The organism is Streptomyces sp. SID12488, assembly GCF_010548275.1.
Taxonomy (GTDB): domain Bacteria; phylum Actinomycetota; class Actinomycetes; order Streptomycetales; family Streptomycetaceae; genus Streptomyces.
Genome location: NZ_JAAGLT010000009.1, coordinates 49,365 through 71,232, shown reverse-complemented (window position 1 = coordinate 71,232; position 21,868 = coordinate 49,365). Strand labels below are relative to the sequence as shown.

The 21,868-nt window shown below is 70.9% G+C and carries 24 protein-coding genes; 13 read left to right on the top strand and 11 right to left on the bottom strand.

All coding sequences use genetic code 11. From position 1 onward, the window contains the following. The first annotated feature begins 25 nt into the window (after nt 1-25). Nucleotides 26-619, top strand: coding sequence for a hypothetical protein (locus G3I56_RS16580; protein ID WP_164409752.1), 594 nt, complete (start codon nt 26-28; stop codon nt 617-619). Nucleotides 620-632: 13 nt separating this feature from the next. Here G3I56_RS16580 and G3I56_RS16575 read toward each other — a convergent pair whose 3' ends face one another. The 5 genes from G3I56_RS16575 to G3I56_RS16555 all read right to left on the bottom strand — a co-directional run bounded on the left by G3I56_RS16575 (nt 633) and on the right by G3I56_RS16555 (nt 4,559). Next, nucleotides 633-1,007 carry a hypothetical protein gene (locus G3I56_RS16575; protein ID WP_164318636.1) on the bottom strand — a complete coding sequence of 125 codons (375 nt, stop codon included), beginning with the start codon at nt 1,005-1,007 and terminating at the stop codon, nt 633-635. Between the two features lie 26 nt (nt 1,008-1,033). Further along, a complete protein-coding gene (locus G3I56_RS16570) occupies nt 1,034-1,567 on the bottom strand; it encodes a roadblock/LC7 domain-containing protein (protein WP_164409751.1) in 534 nt (177 codons plus the stop codon). A gap of 37 nt (nt 1,568-1,604) precedes the next feature. Continuing rightward, a complete protein-coding gene (locus G3I56_RS16565) occupies nt 1,605-2,489 on the bottom strand; it encodes a transcriptional regulator (protein WP_164409750.1) in 885 nt (294 codons plus the stop codon). Next, nucleotides 2,486-2,920, bottom strand: coding sequence for a hypothetical protein (locus G3I56_RS16560; protein WP_164409749.1), 435 nt, complete (start codon nt 2,918-2,920; stop codon nt 2,486-2,488). Before G3I56_RS16560 ends, G3I56_RS16565 begins: the two co-directional genes overlap by 4 nt. Before the next feature lie 241 nt (nt 2,921-3,161). Next, nucleotides 3,162-4,559 (bottom strand): diaminopimelate decarboxylase, encoded by a 1,398-nt coding sequence (locus G3I56_RS16555; protein WP_164409748.1) that lies wholly within the window; start codon nt 4,557-4,559, stop codon nt 3,162-3,164. Between the two features lie 182 nt (nt 4,560-4,741). Between G3I56_RS16555 and hutU the strand changes: the two genes are divergently transcribed. From hutU to hutI, 4 genes are all read left to right on the top strand, one after another. Beyond that, nucleotides 4,742-6,406: a urocanate hydratase gene (hutU, locus tag G3I56_RS16550; RefSeq protein WP_164409747.1), complete on the top strand. Its 1,665-nt coding sequence runs from the start codon at nt 4,742-4,744 to the stop codon at nt 6,404-6,406. A gap of 140 nt (nt 6,407-6,546) precedes the next feature. Continuing rightward, a complete protein-coding gene (locus tag G3I56_RS16545) occupies nt 6,547-7,758 on the top strand; it encodes an allantoate amidohydrolase (protein ID WP_203690020.1) in 1,212 nt (403 codons plus the stop codon). Then, on the top strand, nt 7,755-9,143 hold the full coding sequence (locus tag G3I56_RS16540) for a formimidoylglutamate deiminase (protein WP_164409746.1): 1,389 nt from the start codon (nt 7,755-7,757) through the stop codon (nt 9,141-9,143). The genes G3I56_RS16545 and G3I56_RS16540 overlap by 4 nt, the downstream gene beginning before the upstream one ends. Before the next feature lie 65 nt (nt 9,144-9,208). Next, complete coding sequence (gene hutI, locus G3I56_RS16535; protein WP_164409745.1) at nt 9,209-10,501, top strand: imidazolonepropionase; 1,293 nt, start codon at nt 9,209-9,211, stop codon at nt 10,499-10,501. Nucleotides 10,502-10,540: 39 nt separating this feature from the next. On the opposite strand, the gene G3I56_RS16530 is transcribed toward hutI, so the two are convergent. From G3I56_RS16530 to G3I56_RS16520, 3 genes are all read right to left on the bottom strand, one after another. Further along, nucleotides 10,541-11,419 carry a hypothetical protein gene (locus tag G3I56_RS16530; protein WP_203690019.1) on the bottom strand — a complete coding sequence of 293 codons (879 nt, stop codon included), beginning with the start codon at nt 11,417-11,419 and terminating at the stop codon, nt 10,541-10,543. Between the two features lie 167 nt (nt 11,420-11,586). Further along, the gene (locus G3I56_RS16525; protein ID WP_164409744.1) at nt 11,587-13,215 is read right to left on the bottom strand and encodes an RICIN domain-containing protein; all 1,629 of its coding nucleotides are present in this window, start codon (nt 13,213-13,215) and stop codon (nt 11,587-11,589) included. 161 nt (nt 13,216-13,376) lie between these two features. Then, a complete protein-coding gene (locus G3I56_RS16520) occupies nt 13,377-14,309 on the bottom strand; it encodes an RNA polymerase sigma factor SigF (protein ID WP_164409743.1) in 933 nt (310 codons plus the stop codon). Nucleotides 14,310-14,597: 288 nt separating this feature from the next. Here G3I56_RS16520 and G3I56_RS16515 point away from each other — a divergent pair, with 288 nt between their 5' ends. From G3I56_RS16515 to G3I56_RS16490, 6 genes are all read left to right on the top strand, one after another. After that, nucleotides 14,598-15,002, top strand: a complete 405-nt coding sequence (locus G3I56_RS16515; RefSeq protein ID WP_164409742.1) for an STAS domain-containing protein — start codon at nt 14,598-14,600, stop codon at nt 15,000-15,002. Nucleotides 15,003-15,184: 182 nt separating this feature from the next. Continuing rightward, nucleotides 15,185-15,682: an ATP-binding protein gene (locus tag G3I56_RS16510; protein WP_164409741.1), complete on the top strand. Its 498-nt coding sequence runs from the start codon at nt 15,185-15,187 to the stop codon at nt 15,680-15,682. A 182-nt stretch (nt 15,683-15,864) separates the two neighbouring features. After that, a complete protein-coding gene (locus tag G3I56_RS16505) occupies nt 15,865-16,629 on the top strand; it encodes an LPXTG cell wall anchor domain-containing protein (protein WP_164409740.1) in 765 nt (254 codons plus the stop codon). Between the two features lie 38 nt (nt 16,630-16,667). Next, on the top strand, nt 16,668-17,546 hold the full coding sequence (locus G3I56_RS16500; protein ID WP_164409898.1) for a hypothetical protein: 879 nt from the start codon (nt 16,668-16,670) through the stop codon (nt 17,544-17,546). Continuing rightward, complete coding sequence (locus tag G3I56_RS16495) at nt 17,546-18,679, top strand: hypothetical protein (RefSeq protein ID WP_164409739.1); 1,134 nt, start codon at nt 17,546-17,548, stop codon at nt 18,677-18,679. The genes G3I56_RS16500 and G3I56_RS16495 overlap by 1 nt, the downstream gene beginning before the upstream one ends. A 77-nt stretch (nt 18,680-18,756) precedes the next feature. After that, complete coding sequence (locus G3I56_RS16490; protein WP_239134945.1) at nt 18,757-20,004, top strand: hypothetical protein; 1,248 nt, start codon at nt 18,757-18,759, stop codon at nt 20,002-20,004. A 99-nt stretch (nt 20,005-20,103) separates the two neighbouring features. On the opposite strand, the gene G3I56_RS16485 is transcribed toward G3I56_RS16490, so the two are convergent. The 3 genes from G3I56_RS16485 to G3I56_RS16475 are packed head-to-tail and all read right to left on the bottom strand — an operon-like array spanning nt 20,104 to nt 20,629. Then, complete coding sequence (locus G3I56_RS16485; RefSeq protein ID WP_164409738.1) at nt 20,104-20,304, bottom strand: hypothetical protein; 201 nt, start codon at nt 20,302-20,304, stop codon at nt 20,104-20,106. Further along, on the bottom strand, nt 20,301-20,474 hold the full coding sequence (locus G3I56_RS16480) for a hypothetical protein (protein ID WP_164409737.1): 174 nt from the start codon (nt 20,472-20,474) through the stop codon (nt 20,301-20,303). Before G3I56_RS16480 ends, G3I56_RS16485 begins: the two co-directional genes overlap by 4 nt. Then, entirely contained in the window at nt 20,471-20,629 is a 159-nt protein-coding gene (locus G3I56_RS16475) for a hypothetical protein (RefSeq protein WP_164409736.1), read from the bottom strand. The genes G3I56_RS16480 and G3I56_RS16475 overlap by 4 nt, the downstream gene beginning before the upstream one ends. Nucleotides 20,630-20,829: 200 nt before the next feature. Between G3I56_RS16475 and G3I56_RS16470 the strand changes: the two genes are divergently transcribed. Beyond that, nucleotides 20,830-21,672, top strand: a complete 843-nt coding sequence (locus tag G3I56_RS16470) for a helix-turn-helix transcriptional regulator (RefSeq protein WP_164409735.1) — start codon at nt 20,830-20,832, stop codon at nt 21,670-21,672. Beyond that, a complete protein-coding gene (locus G3I56_RS16465; protein ID WP_164409734.1) occupies nt 21,654-21,863 on the top strand; it encodes a DUF397 domain-containing protein in 210 nt (69 codons plus the stop codon). Before G3I56_RS16470 ends, G3I56_RS16465 begins: the two co-directional genes overlap by 19 nt. The last annotated feature ends 5 nt before the right edge of the window (nt 21,864-21,868 follow it).

Here is a 21,868-nt window from a genome sequence, read left to right as displayed (position 1 = left end):
CGGATGAACGAACCGGGAGGCGGACGTGGCACGCGGAGTTCACGGAGGGCAGGGTCTCGCTCGGGTGGCTGTGGTCGTACGGGCCGGAGCGGCGCCCATGTGGTGGTTCGGAGTGTTCGCGGCGGGCACCGGCGTACTGGTGCCGGGGATCACCGGCCGCCGGATCGGGGTGATGGCGGGGGCCGCGCTGTTCATCGTCGCGGCCGGTGCCGTGGCGTATCTGCGGCGCGGGCGCTACACCGCGCTCGCCGCCGGTGCCGCCCGGGCCGGCAGGCACGACGTGCTCCAGGACCGCGCGGTGACCGTGCGCAACTGGCGCCGTGGCCACCGCTGGTGGCTGCTGCTCGCCTTCGCCGTCGCGCTGGGCAGCTCCCTCGCGGTGCCCGCGGCGGGCGGGATGCTGCTCGCCGGGGCCGGTACCGGGCTGCGGCTGAAGGCCGCCTGGCTGGGCCGCCGGGAGCGAGCCGACGACGTACTGCTGTGGGTACGTGTGGACTGGCTCGGCCCGCGCTCCGGTGCCCCGGCGGGCAGGCCGGTCAAGGCCTACCGCGCCACGGGAATCGCCGCCGGCGACGCCACCCCGGGCGGGGCGCGCCGCCGCGGCGGCGTCCTGGTCTAGCCCGTCGGTCCTCTCAGACCTCGATCTCCGCCTCGATCCGCTTCAGCTGGTGGCGGGCCATCGCCAGGTTGGAGCGGTTGATGTCGAGCACCAGGTAGAGGAAGAGGCCGTTGCCGCCGCGCCCCTTCATCATGCGGATCAGGTGGTACTGGCTGGAGAGCGTGATCAGGATGTCCTCGATCTCGCCCTTCAGGCCCAGATGCTCCATGGTGCGCATCTTGGCGCGTACGACGTCGGTGTTGCCGGCGGCGGCGACGTTCAGGTCGAACGTCTTGCTGCCGCCCATCGTGCCCAGGGCCATGCCGCTGGTGTAGTCGACGAGTGCGACTCCGGTGGCGCCCTCGATGGAGGTCAGCGCCTCTTTCAACGCGGTCTCTGTGGTGGCCATGACGGTGTTCCTCTCCTGCTTCCGGTTCAGTTTTCCGTGGTGGTGGTGGTGCGCGCGTCGGGCGTGGTTGTCGGTGTGCGTGGCGCGCGCGGGGTTCTGGTTCGGGTGGGCATGGGTTCGGGTGCGGCCGGCGGCGTGGGTTCGGGCGTGACGGCCGGTCTGGGCGGCGCGGACGCCTGTTCCGCCTCGGCCGCCGCGTCCACCAGCTCGCCGATACGGAGGCCGGCTCGGCGGCCCTCCAGGTGGAGTCGGCCGACGTTGACGCGGTCCTGCGCGAGCAGCGTCAGGACGGCGGTACGGCCCGCCGCGTATGTCGCCACATAGCCGTAGACCCCGCGGATCAGCAGCTCGCGGAAGTCGCCCTGGCCGGTCGCGTCCGCCATGCGCACGGCGACACTGAGCGCGGTGGCGGTGAGTGCCGCGACCGTCTCCGGTTCGACACCCGGGGTGTCCTGTACGAGGACGAGACCGTCGACGCTGGCCGCGAGTGCGCCGGTGAGCTGGGGGACGCGGGCCCGCAGCCGGCGCAGTTCGTCCATGACCTCGGCCTCGGCTGCCATGAGTTGTTGCCTCCTCTCGGCACGCGGGCGCTGCTTTTCAAAGGGCCTCCAGCGCATCCCTGAGCCTCTTCAGCAGCGTGATGTTGGGGTCGGCGAACGACGGCGGCAGTGTCCCGGGGGGAGCCGGGGGAGCCGAGGACTCCGACGGTGGTGGCGGGACGACGGGGGCCGGCGCCGGGGTCGGCGTGGCCTCCGGGGCTATGACTCCGGCGGCTGCCAGACGCCGTACGTCCACAAGGGTGTGGAAGGCGGGCCTGGCCAGCGCCAGGGCGATGTCCGCCGCCGTACGGACACCGTTCACCAGGGCCAGTACGGCGTGCTGGCGGGCGGTGACCGTCGGCGCGGCCGGGCTGCCGGAGAGGAGCAGCGGGGCGCTGTCGGGGGCCGGGTCGGGCCAGATGCGGTGCAGCAGGGCCCGTCGGCGCAGCGTCTCGTGCTCCACCGCGGCCACCGGCACCGGGCGCACCGGACCGAGCCAGTGTGCGTCCCCGTACTTGAAGTGCCCCGGCGTCCCGCTGGGCGCGAGGGCGAAGTACGCCGCGTCGTACAGCGCCCCCAGGTGGCACACCTCCAGGGCGCCCACGCCGATCCGGCCGCTCTCTACCAGGAACCGCCCGACCCGGTGCAGCTTGCCGGCCGCGCCGACCGCGTCCCGCCAGCCCTCCGCGTCCAGCGTGCCGCGCGCTGTGAGCAGCACGTCCAGGCCCGGTACGGCCGGGCTCTCGGCGTGCACGACCTGGCCGTCGGCGAGGTAGAGCGAGCCGCACTCGCGGACCAGGACGCCGGTTGCCCGCTCGGTGGCGAGCCGGCCGAGCATCGGTGAGACCCCGCCCCACGCCCGCTGGCGACCCGCCGCCTTGTCCCGCACCGGCAGGCGTGGCGGCGGGGTCGTCAGATTGGTGTTGGTGTGCAGAGTCGTCATCCCAGCACCAGCCGTCCGGCCATCTCGCCGAGCCGGATACGGGCCAGCGCGAGATTGCCGTCCGCGCGGGCCAGCCACAGGTGCAGGAACACACTGCTGTCGAAGCTCGTCGTGACGAACCGCAGGACGTGATAGCTGTCGCGGTTGCTGATGATCAGGTCCTCGACCGGAGGATCCTGTCCCAGTGGGCCACCGGCGAACTCGTCGGCGTCGGTGGCGCCGGCGTCGTACTCCTCCTCCGGGGCGAACGCCCGGTGCTCGACGGCCAGCCGGGCCAGCTCGGCCGCTTCGGCCGCCATCGTCTCCGGATCACCGCCCGGGGACTCCCCGACGGTGCCCAGTGCCAGCCCGCTGGTCCAGTCCACCAGCGCGGCACCCCGGGCACCGGGCAGCCGCATGGCTTCCAGTAAGCACTCGTCGATTCCGGGCACCCTTGGCCCCTCCCACCTGTCCCGCTCGCGTCTGTCCGGCTGGTCCTCGGCCGTCCCGCCCGGTGTTCGGCCGACGGATGTTCGGCCAACCGACGTTCGGCTGAGTGACGCAGACGCTACGCAACGTGTGCGCGAGGAGTGAGAGATCTGGCATTTTCCGGTGGAACATGCGGCGGATGACTAAGGTAGGTCGACTGACCCCGTTTTCAGGGCAGTTGACCTGCATGTTCCCCGGGGTCCGTCAAGGGCGTGCGGAGGGGGAGGTGGTGGGGACGAGGGTGGTGAGCGCCGAGGCGTGCGCCCCACCGGATTCGGCCACGATCTCCGCGACGGTCTGAGGCTCCCGCACGACCGCGAAGGTGACATCGTCGCCTCCGTCGGTTGGTCCGCCCGCGTTCGCGCCCGGCACGAAGCCGTAGATCCCGGGCCGGGCGAGGGAGTTGTACGCGTAGTGGTGCGCGAAGTAGTACGCGCCCGTGTCCAGCGCCGCCGCGTAGTCACCCTGTTCGAGCAGCGGCAGCGCACGCCCCTCGGCGAGCAGGTCGCCCGAGAAGCAGGCGGGCCCGGCCACGTCCTGCACCACGTCCGGCCCGGACTTGGGGAGCCCCTTCCCGTCGTACGCGGCGATCCTGAGCGGCCACGACGCCGGTGCGTACACCGTCCGCGTCGCGACCTGCACGCCCGCGTGCGTGACCGCGACCGGTCGCCCGCCGGCGCTCTTCGCGTACTCGACACGCGCCACGACCGTGCCGTGCTTGGCCAGCAGCGACCGCCCGAACTCGGTCACCAGGCCGTACCGGCCCCCGAACAGCCCCGGCACCGCGTCGCTCAGCAGCCGCGCGTACTGCGCGTACGTCGGAATCGTCGCGTCTGACGCGAAGTTGACCGGCAGCCCGCCGCCGATGTCGATGGTGTCGATCTGCCGCCGCCCGACCCGCCGGTTGATCTCCTCGGCCAGCGCGTACGTCTCCGCCACGCCCCGGACCATCAGCGACAGCGGGATGCCCTGCGACCCGGTGTGCGCGTGCAGCCTGGTCAGCCACGGGCGCTCGGCGTACGCCCCCACGATCCACTCGCGCGCCCCCTCGTCCAGCAGTGCGACCCCGAACTTCGAGGTCGTGGTGGCGGTGGACGTGGCCCCGATCGACCCTCCGCCGATCTGCGGGTTCACCCGGATCCCGATCGGGGACCAGCTGGTCGCGGACCGCATCAGCGCGTCGAGCCGGTCCAGCTCCTGCGGGTTGTCGGCGTTCACGGCGATGCCCAGCGCCAGCGCCTCGCGCAGCTCGGTGGGCGTCTTGGCGGGCGAGTCGAGCACTGTCCGGTTCGGCGGCACCCCCGCCGCCCGCGCCAGCGCCAGCTCCCCCGGGCTCGCCACCTCGGCCCCGATCCCCTCCTCGCGCAGCAGCCGCAGTACGGGCACCAGCGGGGTCGCCTTCACCGCGAAGGCGTGCAGGACGGGTGTACCGGGTGCCACGACCGCGTCGAAGGCGGCGCGCAGCTCGGCGGCGGACTCGCGGATGCCGATGACGTCGAGAAGTCCGACGATGGGTGTGTCGGCGCGGAGCAGTCCCTGCTCCACGGCGGCGCGTACGGCTTCGTCCCGGCGGCCCGTGCGATCGGAACCGTTGTTCTCCATTTGCGTCCCCCGTGCTGTCGTTCCGTGCTGATGTCGTGTCGAGATCCGTGTCGACAGGTCAAGCCAAACATCTACGGCGCGCGCATGCCGGGCACGAGAAGGTATTGACTAGTTCTATTCAGAAGTCCAGGATGTGAATATCCACTGCAACAGTCCACTGTCAGTCCGCTGGGAGGCAGACCATGTCAGGACCCCGCCCCGTACGAGCCCCGCGCGGTACGGAACTGAGTGCCCTGGGATGGCAGCAGGAGGCCGCCCTGCGGATGCTGCAGAACAACCTGGACCCCGAGGTCGCCGAACACCCCGACAAGCTCGTCGTGTACGGCGGCACCGGCAAGGCCGCCCGTGACTGGCGCTCCTTCGACGCCATGGTCCGCACCCTGCGAACCCTGAAGCAGGACGAGACGATGCTCGTCCAGTCGGGTCGCCCGGTCGGTGTCATGCAGACCCACGAGTGGGCCCCGCGTGTCCTGATCGCCAACTCCAACCTGGTCGGCGACTGGGCCAACTGGGAGGAGTTCCGCCGCCTGGAGGCCCTCGGCCTGACCATGTACGGGCAGATGACGGCCGGCTCGTGGATCTACATCGGCACCCAGGGCATCCTCCAGGGCACCTACGAGACCTTCGCCGCCGTCGCCGCCAAGAAGTTCGGCGGCACCCTCGCCGGGACGATCACCCTCACCGCCGGCCTCGGCGGGATGGGCGGCGCCCAGCCGCTCGCCGTGACGATGAACGACGGCGTCGCGATCTGTATCGACGTCGACCCGCGCGCCATCGAGCGCCGTATCGAGCACCGGTACCTCGACGTGAAGGCCGACTCCCTGGAGCACGCCCTCCAGCTCGCGGTGGAGGCGCGTGACGCCCGCCGCCCGCTCTCCATCGGCCTGCTGGGCAACGCGGCCGAACTGCTCCCGCGCATGCTCGCCGAGAGCGCCCCCATCGACATCGTCACCGACCAGACCTCGGCCCACGACCCGCTGGCCTACCTGCCGGTCGGCGTCGACTTCGACGACCTGGCGTCCTACGCGGCGAAGGACCCGGCCGGCTTCACGACCCGGGCCCGCGAGTCCATGGCCCGGCACGTGGAGGCGATGGTCGGCTTCATGGACGCCGGCGCCGAGGTCTTCGACTACGGCAACTCGATCCGCGGTGAGGCCCAACTGGCCGGATACGAGCGGGCGTTCGCCTTCCCCGGCTTCGTGCCCGCGTACATCCGCCCCCTCTTCTGCGAGGGCAAGGGCCCCTTCCGCTGGGCGGCCCTGTCGGGCGAGGCGTCCGACATCGCGAAGACCGACAAGGCGATGCTGGAGCTGTTCCCGGAGAACGAATCCCTGCACCGCTGGATCAAGATGGCCGGGGAGCGCGTCCACTTCCAGGGGCTGCCGGCCCGCATCTGCTGGCTCGGCTACGGCGAGCGGGACAAGGCGGGCGAGCGCTTCAACGACATGGTGGCGAGCGGTGAGCTGGCCGCGCCGCTGGTGATCGGCCGCGACCACCTGGACAGCGGATCCGTCGCGTCTCCCTACCGGGAGACCGAGGCGATGCTCGACGGCTCCGACGCGATCGCCGACTGGCCGCTGCTGAACGCGATGGTGAACGTGGCGTCCGGAGCGTCGTGGGTCTCCATCCACCACGGTGGCGGTGTCGGCATGGGTCGGTCCATCCACGCCGGCCAGGTGTCGGTGGCCGACGGCACGAAACTGGCGGGCGAGAAGATCCGCCGGGTGCTCACCAACGACCCCGGGATGGGCGTGATCCGGCACGTGGACGCCGGGTACGACATCGCGGAGACGGTCGCGGACGAGCGGGGTGTACGGGTGCCCATGCGCGAGGGGGACGACGCGTGAGGGGTCCTTCCGGCGGGCGGGACGGCGACGCTTCGGCGAGGGGCGGGGGATCGTCACCGTCTGCCGGTTCGGCTGCGCCCACCGGTTCCGCCCTGCGGAACGACTGCCCACAGCCTGCCGGCGGTGCCTCTTTCCATCAGATGTGGCGCGACCTCGCCCCCATCGGGCGCCACCCCGGCTCACACGGCTATCGCCGTTACGCCTGGACAGGCATCGATCTCGAATGCCGGGCCTGGTTCAAGGAGCAGGCCGAGAGCCGGGGGCTGTCCTACGAGGTCGACCGGAACGGGAACCAGTGGGCCTGGCTCGGGGATCCCGGCGCCGGGGATGCCGTTGTCACCGGGTCGCATCTTGACTCCGTGCCCGATGGCGGGGCCTTTGACGGGCCCCTCGGGGTCGTCTCCTCCTTTGCCGCTCTTGATGAACTCCGGGACCGGGGAGCGCAGTTCGGCAAGCCGCTGGCCATCGTCAACTTCGGGGACGAGGAAGGTGCCCGGTTCGGGCTCGCCTGTGTCGGGTCGCGGCTCACCGCCGGGGCCGTCACCGTCGACCAGGCCCGGCTGCTGACCGACGGGGACGGGGTCACCCTGCCGCGGGCCATGGAGGCCGCCGGGTACGACCCGGACGCCATCGGGCCGGACCCCGAGCGGCTCGCACGTATCGGCGCCTTCGTCGAGCTGCACGTCGAGCAGGGGCGGGCTCTCGACCTCAGCGGCGACCGCGTCGGCATCGCCAGTGCCATCTGGCCGCACGGGCGGTGGCGCTTCGACTTCCGCGGTGAGGCCAACCACGCCGGTACGACACGCCTCGTCGACCGGCGTGACCCCATGCTGCCGTACGCCGAGACGGTCCTCGCCGCCCGGCGCGAGGCGCAGCTCGCCGGTGCGGTCGCCACCTTCGGGAAGATCAGCGTCGAGCCCAACGGGGTCAACGCCATCCCCTCCCTCGTACGCGGCTGGCTCGACTCCCGCGCCGCCGACCAGCACGCCCTCGACACCGTTGTCTCCGGTGTCGAGAAGGCGGCCCGCGAGTACGCCGAGGCGCACGGCGTCGATCTCGACGTCGTCCGTGAGTCGTTCACCCCCGTCGTCGAGTTCGACCACGCCCTGCGCGACGAACTCGCCCGACAGCTGGGCCGGGACGGGAAGGACACCGAGCTCAAGGTTCCCGTCCTGGGCACCGGTGCCGGACACGACGCCGGGATTCTCTCCGGGAGCATCCCGACCGCCATGCTGTTCGTGCGCAACCCCACGGGCGTCTCGCACTCCCCGGCGGAGTACGCCGCCGAGGACGACTGCGTGGCCGGGGTGACCGCACTCGCCGACGTACTGGAAGGGCTGGCCTGCACGTGACGCACCCTCATCAGCACCCGCCTCGGCACTCGCATCCGCAGCGCACCTACTGGCTGGAGCACGCCTGGCTCGACACCAACGTCGAGCCAGGCGTGGCTCTGGACCTGCGGGACGGTCGTATCGCCGGCGTCCGCACCGGAGTCGAAGCTCCGCCGCCCGGCGCCGAGATCCTTCGCGGGCTCACCCTTCCAGGCCTCGCCAACGCCCACAGCCATGCCTTCCACCGTGCCCTGCGCGGCACCGTCCAGGTCGGCTCCGGCACCTTCTGGACCTGGCGCGAGGTCATGTACTCCGTCGCCGACAAGCTCACCCCGGACAGCTACCACGCCCTCGCCCGAGCCGTGTACGCCGAGATGGCGCTTGCCGGCATCACCGCCGTGGGCGAGTTCCACTACGTCCACCACGCCCCGGGCGGCACCCCCTACGGCGACCCGAACGCGATGGGCGAGGCCCTCGTCGAGGCCGCCGCCGACGCCGGTGTTCGCATCACCCTCCTCGACACCGCTTACCTCTCCGCGGGCATCCTGAACAAGCACGGCGGACAGGCCCCGAACCGCCACCAGCTCCGCTTCTCCGACGGCACGGCCGAGGCCTGGGCGGAACGCTGTTCAGTTCTCAAGGAACGGGATCACGCGCGGATCGGTGCCGCCATCCACTCCGTACGGGCCGTGCCCGCCGGTCAGTTGGCGACCGTGGCACGCTGGGCCGAGGAACGGCGGGCCCCGCTCCACGTCCATCTGTCCGAGCAGACGGCGGAGAACGACGCCTGCCAGGCCGCACACGGGTGCACGCCCACCCGCCTCCTCGCCGACCACGGGGTCCTCGGCCCCCGCACCACCGGCGTCCACAACACCCACCTCACCGCCGCCGACATCGCGCTCCTCGGCGGCAGCGGTACCGGTACCTGTATGTGCCCCACCACCGAGCGCGACCTCGCCGACGGCATCGGCCCCGCCGTCGCCCTCCAGCGCGCGGGCTCACCACTCAGTCTCGGCTCCGACAGTCACGCCGTCATCGACCTGTTCGAAGAGGCGCGCGCAATGGAGCTGAACGAGCGCCTGCGCACCCGCACCCGGGGTCACTGGACAGCGGCAGCACTGCTCCGGGCAGCCTCCGCCGACGGCCACGCGGCCCTCGGCTGGGACGACGCGGGCACCCTTGAGGCGGGTGCGCTCGCCGACTTCACGACGATTGCGCTCGACTCGGTCAGAACTGCGGGGCCGGTGCCTCGCCTGGGAGCGGAGACCGCGGTATTCGCAGCGTCGGCAGCGGATGTGCGCCATACGGTCGTGGCCGGTCGGCACGTCGTGCGTGACGGGGCGCACACCGTCGTACCCGAGGTGCCGCAGGCGCTCGCGGCGGCTGTCGAAGCCCTGCGCGGCTGACCCCCGTACGAACGCCTCCCGTACGAACCCTGGCCCGCAGGCCGCCCGCCACCCACGAGGACGCCATGAACAGCACCAGCACGCCGAGCAGTCCGGGCAGCCCGAACCGGACGAAGAGCGCTATCGGCAGCACGACCGACACCACCACCGGCACGACGACTGTCATCACGAACATCGGCAGCCTGGTCACCAACGACCCCTCTCTCGGATGGGGGTCCCCCCGCTCGAGCAAATTCGAGAGTGGGGGAGGATCACCTCTTGGACTGATCCTGGACGCGGCCGTCGTCATAGAGGGCGACCGCGTCGTCTGGACCGGTGAAACCAGCAAAGCACCCGCCACTGACAATCGGGTCGACGCAGGTGGCAGGGCTGTCCTCCCGGGCTTCGTCGACTCCCACTCCCACCTCGTCTTCGCGGGCGACCGGACCCAGGAGTTCAACGCCCGCATGTCCGGGCGCGGCTACACCGCCGGGGGGATCCGCACCACAGTCGCCGCCACCCGCGCCGCCACGGACGCGGAACTGGAGGCCAACCTCACCCGCTATCTCCGCGAGGCCCTCCACCAGGGCACGACGACCTTCGAGACCAAGTCGGGGTACGGCCTGACCGTCGAGGACGAGGCCCGCGCCCTGCGCATCGCCGCCGCACACACCGACGAGGTCACCTACCTCGGCGCCCACATCGTGTCCCCGGACTACGCCGACGACCCGGCCGCCTATGTCGCCCTGGTCACCGGCGAGATGCTCGACGCCTGTGCCCCGTACGCCCGTTGGGTCGACGTCTTCTGTGAGAAGGGCGCCTTCGACGGCGACCAGGCGCGCGCGATCCTCACGGCGGGCCGGGCGAAGGGGCTGCATCCGCGCGTCCACGCCAACCAGCTCTCCTACGGCCCCGGGGTACAGCTCGCCGTCGAACTCGACGCCGCCAGCGCCGACCACTGCACCCACCTCACCGACGCCGACGTGGACGCCCTCGCGAACAGCGACACGGTCGCGACCCTCCTGCCCGGCGCCGAGTTCTCCACCCGGGCCCAGTGGCCGGACGCCCGCCGCCTCCTCGACGCGGGCGTCACGGTGGCGCTCTCCACGGACTGCAACCCGGGGTCCTCCTTCACCTCCTCCGTGCCCTTCTGCGTCGCGCTGGCGGTACGGGACATGGGCATGTCCCCGGACGAGGCGGTCTGGTCGGCCACGGCGGGGGGCGCGCAAGCCCTCCGCCGCACCGACATCGGCCGCCTCACGCCCGGGGCGTACGCCGACCTGACACTCCTGGACGCCCCGAGCCACGTACATCTGGCCTACCGGCCGGGGGTTCCGCTGGTCAGCGGGGTGTGGCGGCGGGGCGTGCGGGTCGTCTGAACCGAATCGTTCGGCTGCGGCTGCGGAGGCTGATTCGGATCAGAGGCCGTAGCGGTTCTTCAGGTGGCGCCAGAAGTCACGGAACATCCACTTGTCGAACTCCGTGATCTGCGTGGCGCTGCCCGCGTTCATGACGAAGCAGCACTGGCCGGTCGGGGTCCAGTCGTAGAAGTCGTCGAGCCCGAAGGTGTGGCCGACCTCGTGCAGGTAGATGTGGATGTTCTCCTGGTCGAGCGTGCTGGTGAAGTACTCCTGGCCGACCCGCTGACCCCAGTCGCCGCCGGCGCCGCCCTGGAAGCCCTTCGTCAGCCACAGCGACTGGTCGTAGTGGCGGGACGCGCCGCCCGGGCACCTGGAGTAGTTGCCGTCCTGGTGGAAGAAGCGGCCGCAGTCGGGAGCGCACTGCGGGGCGCCGCCGCCGTCGAGGTTCCCGGCGTAGATGTCGACGGAGTTGTCGGTCCACTGGAGGGTCGAGCGGTTCTTCACCGCCCAGCCGACGATGTTGACGGGCACGCTGGTGTACGGCCAGGCGTTGTGCCCCTTGCCGTTGTCGACCATCGCCGCCATCCACTTGCCGAACTGCTTCTTCAGCGCGGTGTGGATCCGGTCGCGCAGGGCGGTGCTCACGGGCGCGTCCGACTCCCAGCGGACGCAGTAGTTGACGCTTCCCCGGTTGGCCATGACCTGGTCCCAGCCGTAGTTGCGGAAGCCGTAGAGGTCCGGGTAGGTCGACGAGACGTGGTTCCAGACCTCGTTCAGTGGCTGTACGAGGTTCGCGGGCGGGTTCCAGTCCTCGGCGGCCCGAGCCTGCGCCGCCGTCACGGCGGGAGCGGCGAACGCCGCCGGCAGACCGGGGGCGGCGATCAGCGCGGCCAGTGCCGCGAGGATGGCCAAGAGACGTGCGAGCTGCTTACGCATCGGTGAACTCCCTTTGTGGGGGGGGGCGGGATTCACCCTCGGGTCGCCACGGGGCGTGCACGGGGTTGCCGACGCGTCCCCGGCCGCATTTCACTTCCGCCTCGTCCGGTCTCGTCCGGCGGAGTGAAACGCGCACCTGTCGCGGGAGGTTGGCGGATACGGACTTTTCAGCTAGCGCCCGCCCGCCACCGCTGCCCCGACCCGCCGGTCAGGGGTTCGAGGGTCAGGCCGTCGTCACCGGCCGGAGTGAGCCCCGTAGCGATGGCGATCGCCGGACGGATCACACCGTCGTCGTCCACGGTGAAGCGCAGGTTGTCGCCGTTCTCGCTGTCGCTCACCGACTCGCACTCCCAGATGCCCACGCCCTTGTCCACATCACCCCGGCTGTCCAGGCACAGGTCGGTGTCCGCGGACGAGCGCAGCAGCCCCGAGCCGGCGTCCACCTGCCAGCGCTGGGTCGCGGCCGACGTGGAGCAGGTCGCCGTGACGACGTCCGTACCCTTCTCCAGCACACCGCCCCGGATGTCCAGACAGCGTCCCGAGGCGACGTTCACCACCTGGGCGAACGAGGCGCCCGGCGCCCGGAACGCGGGCGTGGCAGTGGGAGTGGGTGTAGGGGTTGGCTTCGGAGTCGGCGAGGGAGACGGGGTCGGAGTGGTCGGCGGCCGTGAAGTCGGCGCCGGGGAGGGGGAGTCGGCGGCAGCCGGTGAGGAGGGGGACGTCGCCCCGGAGACACTCGGCACCGCGGTGACCGGGAGGGTGCCCGCCGCGCCCTGTGTATCCGGCGAGCCGCCGCTCTGCGAGAGCAGCACGATCACCAGCGGGACCAGCGTCACGCCCAGCACGGCCGAGGCCAGCACGAACCGCCGCCGGGACGGCCGGGCCGGAGTCCAGGGCCAACTGCCTTCCGGTTGGCGGGTGTTGGCGCGCGTGACGGTCGGCGCGTCCCTCGCGTACGACAGGCCGCTCCACGGCAGCAGGCCCTCCCCCAGCGCCGTGCGCGGGTTGTCGCGCAGGGCGGCGAGTTCCTCGTAGGCCACCGAGCAGTGCGGGCAGATGACCATGTGGGAGTTCAGGTCCGTGCTGTGGCGGGGGTTGACGGGGCGGACCGACTCCTCGATCAGCCGGCGGAAGTCCTGGCAGCGCGGATCGTCCGAGACGGCCAGCCGGAACCGCAGACAGGCCTGTGCCAGGGCCTGGAGCGCCGAGTCCGTCTCGTGCGTCACGTCCTCGCGCGTCAGTCCGAGGAGGGCGGCGGTCCGGTCCTCGGGTTCGCGCTCCACGATGCCGTACCAGATGAGGCCCTGGGTGCGGGACGGCAGCGACTGGAACGGGCCCAGCATGGGCGGGGGCGGGATCAGTCCGGCTCCGCCCGCCGCGCCCTGCGCGCTCCCCGCATTCATCGGGGTGTTCATCGGGGCGAGTGTGTTCAGGACGAGGAGCAGGCTCGGGTCGAGGCCCGCCGCACGTTCGTCCGTCGCCCAGGTGGCCGCCAGATCGGCTGTCAGCAACAGGAGTTGGTGGCGCCACGGGACGCTCGGCTCGGTACCGCGTGCCGTGTCCCGGGCCGCCACCGTGAAGGCCTGGGCCGCCAACTGCCCTGCCGTGGAGTCGCTCGTCGTGCACAGGCGGGCGTAGGCGAGGACGGACGCGCGGTGGCGGGCCCGGAGTTCCTGCAACGCGAGGTACGCGGTGGGGGAGTTGGTGCGCAGCAACTCGGTGAGGTGTGCGTCGGACGCGCCGACGTACTCCCCGTACTCCCCGTCCACTCCACTGTGGCCGGTGTCCTGGGACATCCGTCCGCCTCCTCGCACCCCCGGCTTCGCCCCGTCCTGACGTACGAGCCAGTCTGAGGGCGGTCCGGGTGACGCAGGGGGCCTTTGGGAAAAGAGGGGAGAGGTTTCCGTAGGTAACCGGAAACCTCTCCCGGTGGGGGCCTCAGGGCCTCCGGAGGGCCTCAGCCCTCGGCCAGCAGGCCCTTTCGCAGTCGCTGCAACGTCCGTGACAGCAGTCGCGACACATGCATCTGGGAGATGCCCAGCTCCTCGCCGATCTCCGACTGGGTCAGGTTGGCGACGAACCGCAGCGAGAGGATCTGCCGGTCCCGGGGCGGGAGTCCGGCGATCAGCGGCTTCAAGGACTCGATGTACTCGATGCCTTCGATGCCGTTGTCCTCGTAACCGATACGGTCCGCGAGCGCGCCCTCGGAGTCGTCCTCGTCGGCCTGTGCGTCGAGTGAGCTGGCGGTGTAGGCGTTCGAGGCCGCCATGCCCTCGACGACCTCGTCCTTCGAGAGGTCGAGGCGTTCGGCCAGCTCGGCCACGGTGGGGGCGCGGTCGAGCTGCTGGGCCAGTTCGTCGCCGGCCCGTGCCAGGTCCAGCCGGAGCTCCTGGAGCCGGCGAGGTACGCGGACGGACCACGACGTGTCACGGAAGAAACGCTTGATCTCGCCGACGATGGTCGGCATGGCGAACGTCGGGAACTCGACGCCGCGGCTCAGTTCGAAGCGGTCGATCGCCTTGATCAGGCCGATCGTGCCGACCTGGATGATGTCCTCCATGGGTTCGCTGCGCGAACGGAAGCGGGAGGCGGCGAACTTGACCAGCGCGAGGTTGAGCTCGACGAGGGTGTTACGGACGTACGAGTAGTCGTGGGTGCCTTCTTCGAGGGACTCCAGTCGCGCGAAGAGGGTCTTGGACAGGGCACGGGCGTCGACCGCCCCCACCTTGTCGAACGGCGGGATCTCGGGGAGCCCGTCCAGGGCGTCCGGAACGTGCGCACCCGGGAGGTGCCGGTCCAGTAGTCGGGAGTCCGTGTGTTCCGGAGGGGGTGTCGACGTCGCTGTGTGGGTATGCGATGCGTCGAGCCGGGGTGACATGGTGTCCTCCATGGTTCTCGGCATAAGGCTGCCGAAGCCGGTGCGTGCGGTGCGGTGTGCGGCGACTCCAATGCCGGCCATATCGGGTGTTCGTCTTGGCCGGCTCGCTGACAGGAACTGGCGCACTACTAGCCCTACCCGCTTTCCCGAGCCCACCGCAAGTGCACTGTCTTCCCGTATGTCCGTATATGGGCTTTAGTTCGGGTGTCGAAGAGTGTGGGGAAGGCGTAGTGTTCGTGGACGTCAGTTCGGCGCGAGCGAGCGCCGGTAATGCAGACACGAGCTCGGGAGAGAGACGGCATGGACCGCGAGACGGTCGGCAGCGCAGAGTCTGGCCGGCTTCTGGTGGAGGTGCGCCACGAAGGCTCCAGCGCCGTCGTGACGCCCACGGGTGAACTTGATCACCACACCGCCGACCTGTTGCGTGAACCACTTGAGGACTGCCTCGCGAAGGGCATCTCGCGGCTGGTCGTCGACTGCGCGGGGCTGGAGTTCTGTGACTCCACCGGCCTCAACGTGCTGCTCGGCGCCCGCCTGAAGGCGGAGGAAGCCGGCGGCGGGGTGCATCTCGCCGCGATGCAACCGGTGGTCGCACGAGTGTTCGAGATCACGGGCGCGGACGCCGTTTTCACCGTCCACGAGTCCCTTGCCGACGCGCTTGCAGACGATCCTCCGGAGTCCCCTGCGGCACTTGAATCCTCCTAGCCTTTCCGGCCGAGTCTCCTCGGTCGGCCGGGCGGGTTGTCGAGTGCGCTCTCTTTGGGGGGTGTTCTGTCGGTTCCCCCGGGCAGGAGACATCCTGAATGCGCACACAATGACGTGCGTAGGGAGCTGTGGTGAATGAAGACCGTGTACGTGAACTGGTGAATCGGTGAGGTGAAGCGCTGATGAGCACCACCCGGCCCGACTCGCCGGGCTTCCCGGAGCCCTCGGCGGGCTCCCAGGAGTCCGCCGAGTCCGGCGGCGCTTCCGGGGGCCGTCAGACCCGCAGCCTGAGTCTCGCGGGCGAGAGCGGTGTCGTTCCGCTCGCCCGTGACTTCGCCCGGCAGGCGCTGTACGCGTGGGGCTGGCTGCCCGCCGAGGCCGCCGACCGGCGGGCCGCCGCCGAGGACGTGCTGCTCGTCGTCTCCGAGCTGGTCACCAATGCCTGCCTGCACGCCGATGGCCCGGACGAGATGTGGATCACCTGCGACAACAAGGTGATCCGCGTCGAGATCTCGGACCATGGCGCGGGCCAGCCGGCCCCGCGCACCCCGCACCGGGCCGGGCGCCCCGGCGGCCACGGAATGTTCATCGTGCAGCGGCTGTGCCTGGACTGGGGAGTCGTACGGACTCCCGGCATCGCGGGCAAGAAGGTGTGGGCGGAGCTCGGCGCTCCGGCGTAGTTCCCGTCGTTCCGGCGTGTGAGCACCACTCGAATCAGGCCGAAATCCCGGCGATCCGGTGTGTGCTGTGTCTTCCAAGTGTTGGTCCTCCGGCGTACCTTGACGGCCGATCCGCGATCTGATGTGCCGTCAGATTCGCCGCCAGGGCCGCCAGGAATGACCGCCAGGAATGGGGGACGACGATGTCGTACCACCGGACATGCCGCCGAACGCACCCGAAACGAGGCGCCGCGCTCGCGTCTGTCGCGGCCCTCGCCGGATCGGCGGTGCTGCTGGCCGCCCCCGCCGCCCGGGCCGAGGTCGTGGACGTCAACTACCGATGCGACACGCCGATCGGCATCAAGAGCGCCCTCTCGTCCATCGACATCAAGGCGGTCGAGAGCGGCGGCTCCTACAAGGTCACGATGTCCTGGCAGAAGGGCGTCTCGTCCAGCCCGGTGGAACTGGGCAAGGGCGCGATGAGCCCGAGCGCCACGATCAAACTGGGCGGCGCGGACAGCGGCACCCTGAACGTCAGCGGTCCCGCGAACGAGGCCGCGCTCCCCGCCAACACCCCCATAAAGATCAACGACCTGAGCGGCACGTACAAGCCCTCGAAGAACGGCAAGGTCACCTTCACGGCCGGAATCCTGACGATCAAGGCCGCCGGTACGACCACCACGTGCACGCCCACCAACAGCCCCAAGCCGTCCCTGACGCTCGACATCACGGGGGCCTCGGGCGGCGGTACCACCGGCGGCACGAGCAGCACCGGCGGCAGCGGCGACACCGGTGCCGACCTCCCGCAGACCGGCCCCGAGGACTCCTTCATCGCGCTGGGCACGCTAGGCGGCACGGTGCTGCTCGCGGGCGCGGCGGGCACGCTGTGGCTGACGCGCAGGAACCAGACGGCGCACAGGAACCGGACTGGGACGCCGGTACGACGGCAGCCGACGGCACGCCACTGAGGACCGTACGAGACCCGTACGACTTCCGGGAGCCGCCGATGCGTGTCCTCTGCCCCAGCCCCAGTCATCTCCGTCGCCTCAGTCCCCTCAGCCTCCTCGGCCTCGTCGTGCTGCTGTCCGCGGGGACGCCGGCCGTGGCCGACGAGAGCTGGTCCGTCACGCCCCTGGGCACCGGACGGCCGTACTTCTACACCGAGGGCACCCCGGGAACGGTTCTCCAGGACACGCTCTCCGTCCGCAACCCGACGGCGCGGATCCTGAACGTGCGGCTGACCGGCGGAAGTTGGCTCACCCTGGCCGCGCCCGAGGTGGACGTCCCCGCCCGCACGCGAGCCGATGTGCCGTTCACGGTGCGCATCCCCGAGGGCACACCTCCCGGCGACCGCACCGCCACGATCACCGCCCGCGCCTCGGGCCGGAGCGCGACGCTGCGGGTCCGACTGCGGGTCAGGGGACCCCGGTTGCCCGCGCTGACCGTCGAGCACGTGAGGGTACGCGGTGACCGCATCGCGTACGAGCTGGTCAACCGCGGCACCACCGACCTGACCCCGACGCTCGCCGTCCACGCGGACGGTGTCCTCGGTCCCGTCCTCGACCGGGCCCCGCGCACGCTGCCCGTACGGCTGTCCCCGGGCCGGCGCGTCACCCTCACCGAACCCTGGTCCGGGAGGCCGGGGTTCGACGCGGTCGACGTACGCCTGACGGTCACGGCGGCGGGCGGGGCGGTGCGCGACCAGGCGGGCGCGTCGGTGCGGTTCGTGCCGTGGGGCGGGGTGGCGGGGGTCGCGGGGGTGCTGTCGGCGGGCGCCGCCCTTGTGGTCGTACGACGGATCGGGCGCCGTAGGCGTGATGAACGGCCGGATAGACGCCCGGAGTTGGCGGCGAAGCCGGATGAGCTGACGGGGGCGATGACGTGATGCGGCGGATTCCTGCACTGGTCGCGGTGCTGGCGATCGCTCTCCTGATGGTGCCCGTGACCAGTGCGGCAGCCGCCGACGGGCCGACCGTCAAGGTGTCCAAGTCCCAGGCGGGGACCGGTGATTCGATCATCGTCACGGGGGCAGGCTGGCAGCCCAGGACGCTGCTGATGATGCTGATCTGCGGCCGGTCCACACCGGGCCGGGGAGTGATCGGCGGCACCAACTCCTGTGCCAACGCGGACGCGAGAGCCGTCACCACGGACACGCTCGGCGGCTTCAGCAAGAGCCTGCCGGTGACCGAACCGCCGGTGCCGTGCCCATGTGTGGTGCATGTGGCGACGGTGACGGGAGGCTCGCAGGCGGCGGCCGACGCGGTGTTCAAGGTGGCGGGGCACCCGGTCGAACCGCTGCCCGCGCAGACCGGCACGGGCCGTCTCTCGGTCCTCACGGACCCGCGGCTCGACGGTTCGAGCGGGGTGCTGACCTGGTTCGGGGCGCCGCCCACCCGGACCCTGGTGGTCACCGTCGGCAACCTCGGCACGGCGGCGGTCAAGGACCCGGTCTTCCAGGTCGGCACCTCCCACGGGGTGTTCGCCCCGCAGTGGGACGAGCAGCAGTGGCGCGGCACGATCACGCCGGGCGGGAAGGCACGCGTCGAGCTGCCGGTCGGCCTGGTGAGCGGGGCGCACGGTGACTACACGGTCTCGCTGAGGTACGACGGCAAGATGCTCGCCGAGCAGCCGTGGGGCGTGGGCCGGCCGTGGGGCGTGACCCTGTTCTGGGTCCTGGCCGGTGTCGTCGTACCGGCGGCGCTGTTCCGCATCGGGATGGCTGTGGTGGACCGGGTACGGCCACGCGGACCGGGCGGAGCGGGCGGGCGGCCGTCGCCGCGTCATGGCAGGGCGCTGCGGCTGCCCGAACTGACCCTGCGTATGCCGAGGTTGAACACGCGGGAGGACCGCGAACAGCCCCGGCCGGCGACCGCTTCCACCACCCTGCCGTGGTTCACCCCCGACGCCGACCCGGGAGCGAGCGCGGTCGAGGGCGCGGGATCGGGCGCGGGCACGGGCATCGACACCGGAGCGGGCACTCCGACGACCAGCACGACGACTACGAAGGGGAACACGTGAGAACGCAACGGAGACGGAGCGCGGGTGCGGCAGGGGCCCTGTTGCTGCTCGGCGGAGCGGGCGGTGTCCTGCTGGGCATGGCCGCGGCGGGACCCGCCCAGGCAGCCGAGGTGTCGTACGCGACCAAGTGCGTGCCGCCGGCGGCCTCCGGGCTCGACCCGGTCAACGGAACGACCAAGGTGGAGATCACCGCGCCCGCGACGGCGAAGGTCGGCGACGAGGTGGACGTGGTCTGGAAGTTCACGCAGGCCGCGTCCAAGAACCCGGACCTGATCGACCTCCCGGCCAACTCGGTCCAGCCGAGCGGGGTGTTGAAGGCGGCCGGTGCGCAGACCGCCGACATCGCGCTGGTGGGTCCGCGGGAGAACCCGGCGATCCCCAAGGGCGGGGCGATGGTCCTGTCCGACATGAAGGGCAAGGTGAAACTGACGACGGCGGGAGACGTGACGCTGACGCCGGACGCGTACACGATCAACGTGTACGGGACGGACACGAAGTGCGCGCCGACCGGGACGGTGCAGTCGTCGGCGACGATCAAGGTGACGGCGGGTGACGGCGGTTCACCGTCCACGTCGACCTCACCCACGCCGACTCCGACGGACTCCGAGTCCGCGACGCCGACCCCGACCCCGACCCCGACCCCGACCGGGTCGGACGACGAGAGCGAGTCGCCGAGCAGCACACCGAGTGCGACGGACAGCGGCCAGACGGACTTCACCGGGAAACTCGTGCAGGTCCCGTACAAGTGCGTGACACCGATCGGCGACAAGGACGTGACCTCCCCCATCCAGATCAACGCCACGAAGAACGGCGGGAGTTACAAGATCACGGTCCAGTTCAAGGGCTCGGTGATGAACAGTCCGGCGGACCTCCCGGCGGGCGTGGTGAAGCCGTCCATGGAGGTCGTCCTGGGCGGGTCCGACACGGGCACGGTCCACGTCGAGGGCCCGGGCAACCCGGATCCGATCAAGACCGGTGACGCGATGTCGGTCTCCGACATGACGGGCACGTACAAGCCGGGTGCGACCGGTGAATCGACCCTGTCACCAGGCGTGTTGACGGTGAACGCCGTCGGCACGACGACCACCTGCACTCCGACCACGACGATGGTCTCCCTGACCCTGGACACGGAGGAACAGGCGAGCGGCGCGTCCGGCGGCTCGTCGACCACGACTTCCGGCAGTACGGGGACCAGCGGCGGCCTCGCCAACACGGGCGCCGAGAACAACGGTGCCCTGAAGGCGCTGGGCCTGGTGGCCGGAACGGTGATCCTGGCGGGCGTGGCGGTGTTCACGTTCATGCCGGGACGGCGGCGCCTGCGCTGAACGGCGAACGGTGAACGATGACGTCAGGACCCCGCCCCGGAGCAGGTTGCCGCGGGCGGGGTCGGACGTTCTGCGCTGCCGCTGCCTCGAAGGTGCCGCTCACGTGCTGCTGTGGGCGTCCAGCAGATGGGCCCGGAGCCGTACGTTCGCGTCACTGACCGCGCTGTAGTCGAAGGCGGTCTGCGCGGCGCTCCGGCGTGCGGCGAGTTCCTGACAGGCCTCGCAGCCGTCCGTTGGCGCGGGTGGACGGTACTTCTCGTAGGACGGGTAGAGCGGCGGGCGCGGTGGACGCGTTGTCATGGCGCACACCCCTGTCCGTGCCTGCCGTGCTCCCCCAACTCCCGCTCACAGTCGCTGACTTCACCCGTACGGCCGGCCTCCAGGGCCGCGTCCCGCTGTGCGGCCAGCGCCTCGCACACGTCACAGGGCGGCGCCTGGGCCGTCGTGGAGGGCGTGGCGGCCGTGTTCACACCGACCACCGTGCGAGCGCCGCTTCCAGGGAGCGCAGGACCTCGGGGGTCGGCGCCGCCCAGGCACCGGACGGGGTCCAGCTGGGGGCGGGGGCGGCGCGGTGGGCGGTGGTGCGGGGACGCCGGGGGAGACGGGGGAGGGAGGTCGTCGTCATCGGGTCACTCCTCGGGTGGAGGTTCCGGCGTAAACCTGTGCTGTGTGCGGTCGCCGGATTACGGTGCGTGTTCAGGTACGACGAGCATGCCGCCTCAATCGGGCGGAAACGTCGTGGACAGGGCCGGATGCCCACGTTCGGCGGGGGCTATTTCCACTACGTCCAACGACAACCCACAGTCACCGCACGAGGGGAACGAGATGTCGCAACGACGCACCGTGACGAGCCTCAGCCAGCAGCCGCGCGCCCGGTTCGCCGAGGAACTGAGAGCGTTGCGGGAGGCGAACGGGGACAGCCTGCGGCAGCTCGGCGAGAAGGTCGGCTGGGACTTCTCGCTGTTCGGGAAGATGGAGAACGGCCACACACTGGGCAGCGCGGATGTGGTGCGGGCGCTCGACCAGTACTTCGGCACGGGGAGGTTCCTGGTGACGCTGTGGGAGCTGGCGCTGGGGGACAAGACCGAGTTCAAGGAGCAGTACCGCGAGTACATGGGCCTGGAGGCGGAGGCGCTCAGCCTGTGGCACTTCGGGTTGAGCAGTATCCCCGGCGTCCTGCAGACACGTGGGTACGCGACCGAGGTGCTCGCGGCGGGCGGCATCAAGGGCGAGGAGCTGACCCGGCAGGTCGAGGCGCGCCTCAACCGTGGCGAGATGCTGGCCGGTGAGGACGCGCCGCGATTCCGCACGATTCTGTACGAGTCGGTGCTGCGGTTGGTGCTACGCGATCCGGAGGCGTGGCGGGAGCAGTTGGAGCATCTGGTGGGGATGTCCGAGCGCCCCAACGTGACCGTGCAGGTGCTGCCGTTCAGCGCCGGACCCTTCGGGCTGATGAACACCGACGCGATGTTCCTGGGGCTCGACGACGGACGCGTCGTGGCTTACACGGAGAACGACCTCCATGGTGAACTCATCGAGGGAGGAGGCCGGATCGAGCGTCTGCAAGCTGCGTACGAGGCGATGCGCGACCTGGCGTTGTCCCCCGCCCAGGCGCGGAAGTTCATCGGGGAGATGCTGGAGGAGGCACGTTGCGATCCATCGACCTGAGTGCAGTCACATGGCGCAGGAGCAGCTACAGCAACACCGACGGCGGCCAGTGCCTCGAAGTCGCCGACAACCTCTCCGCCGTCCCCGTCCGAGACTCCAAGACCCCGGACGCCCCCGCCCTCATACTCCGGCCCACCACCTGGACCTCCTTCGTCACCGCCGTACGCCGCGACGAACTCCCCATCTGCTGAGGGAC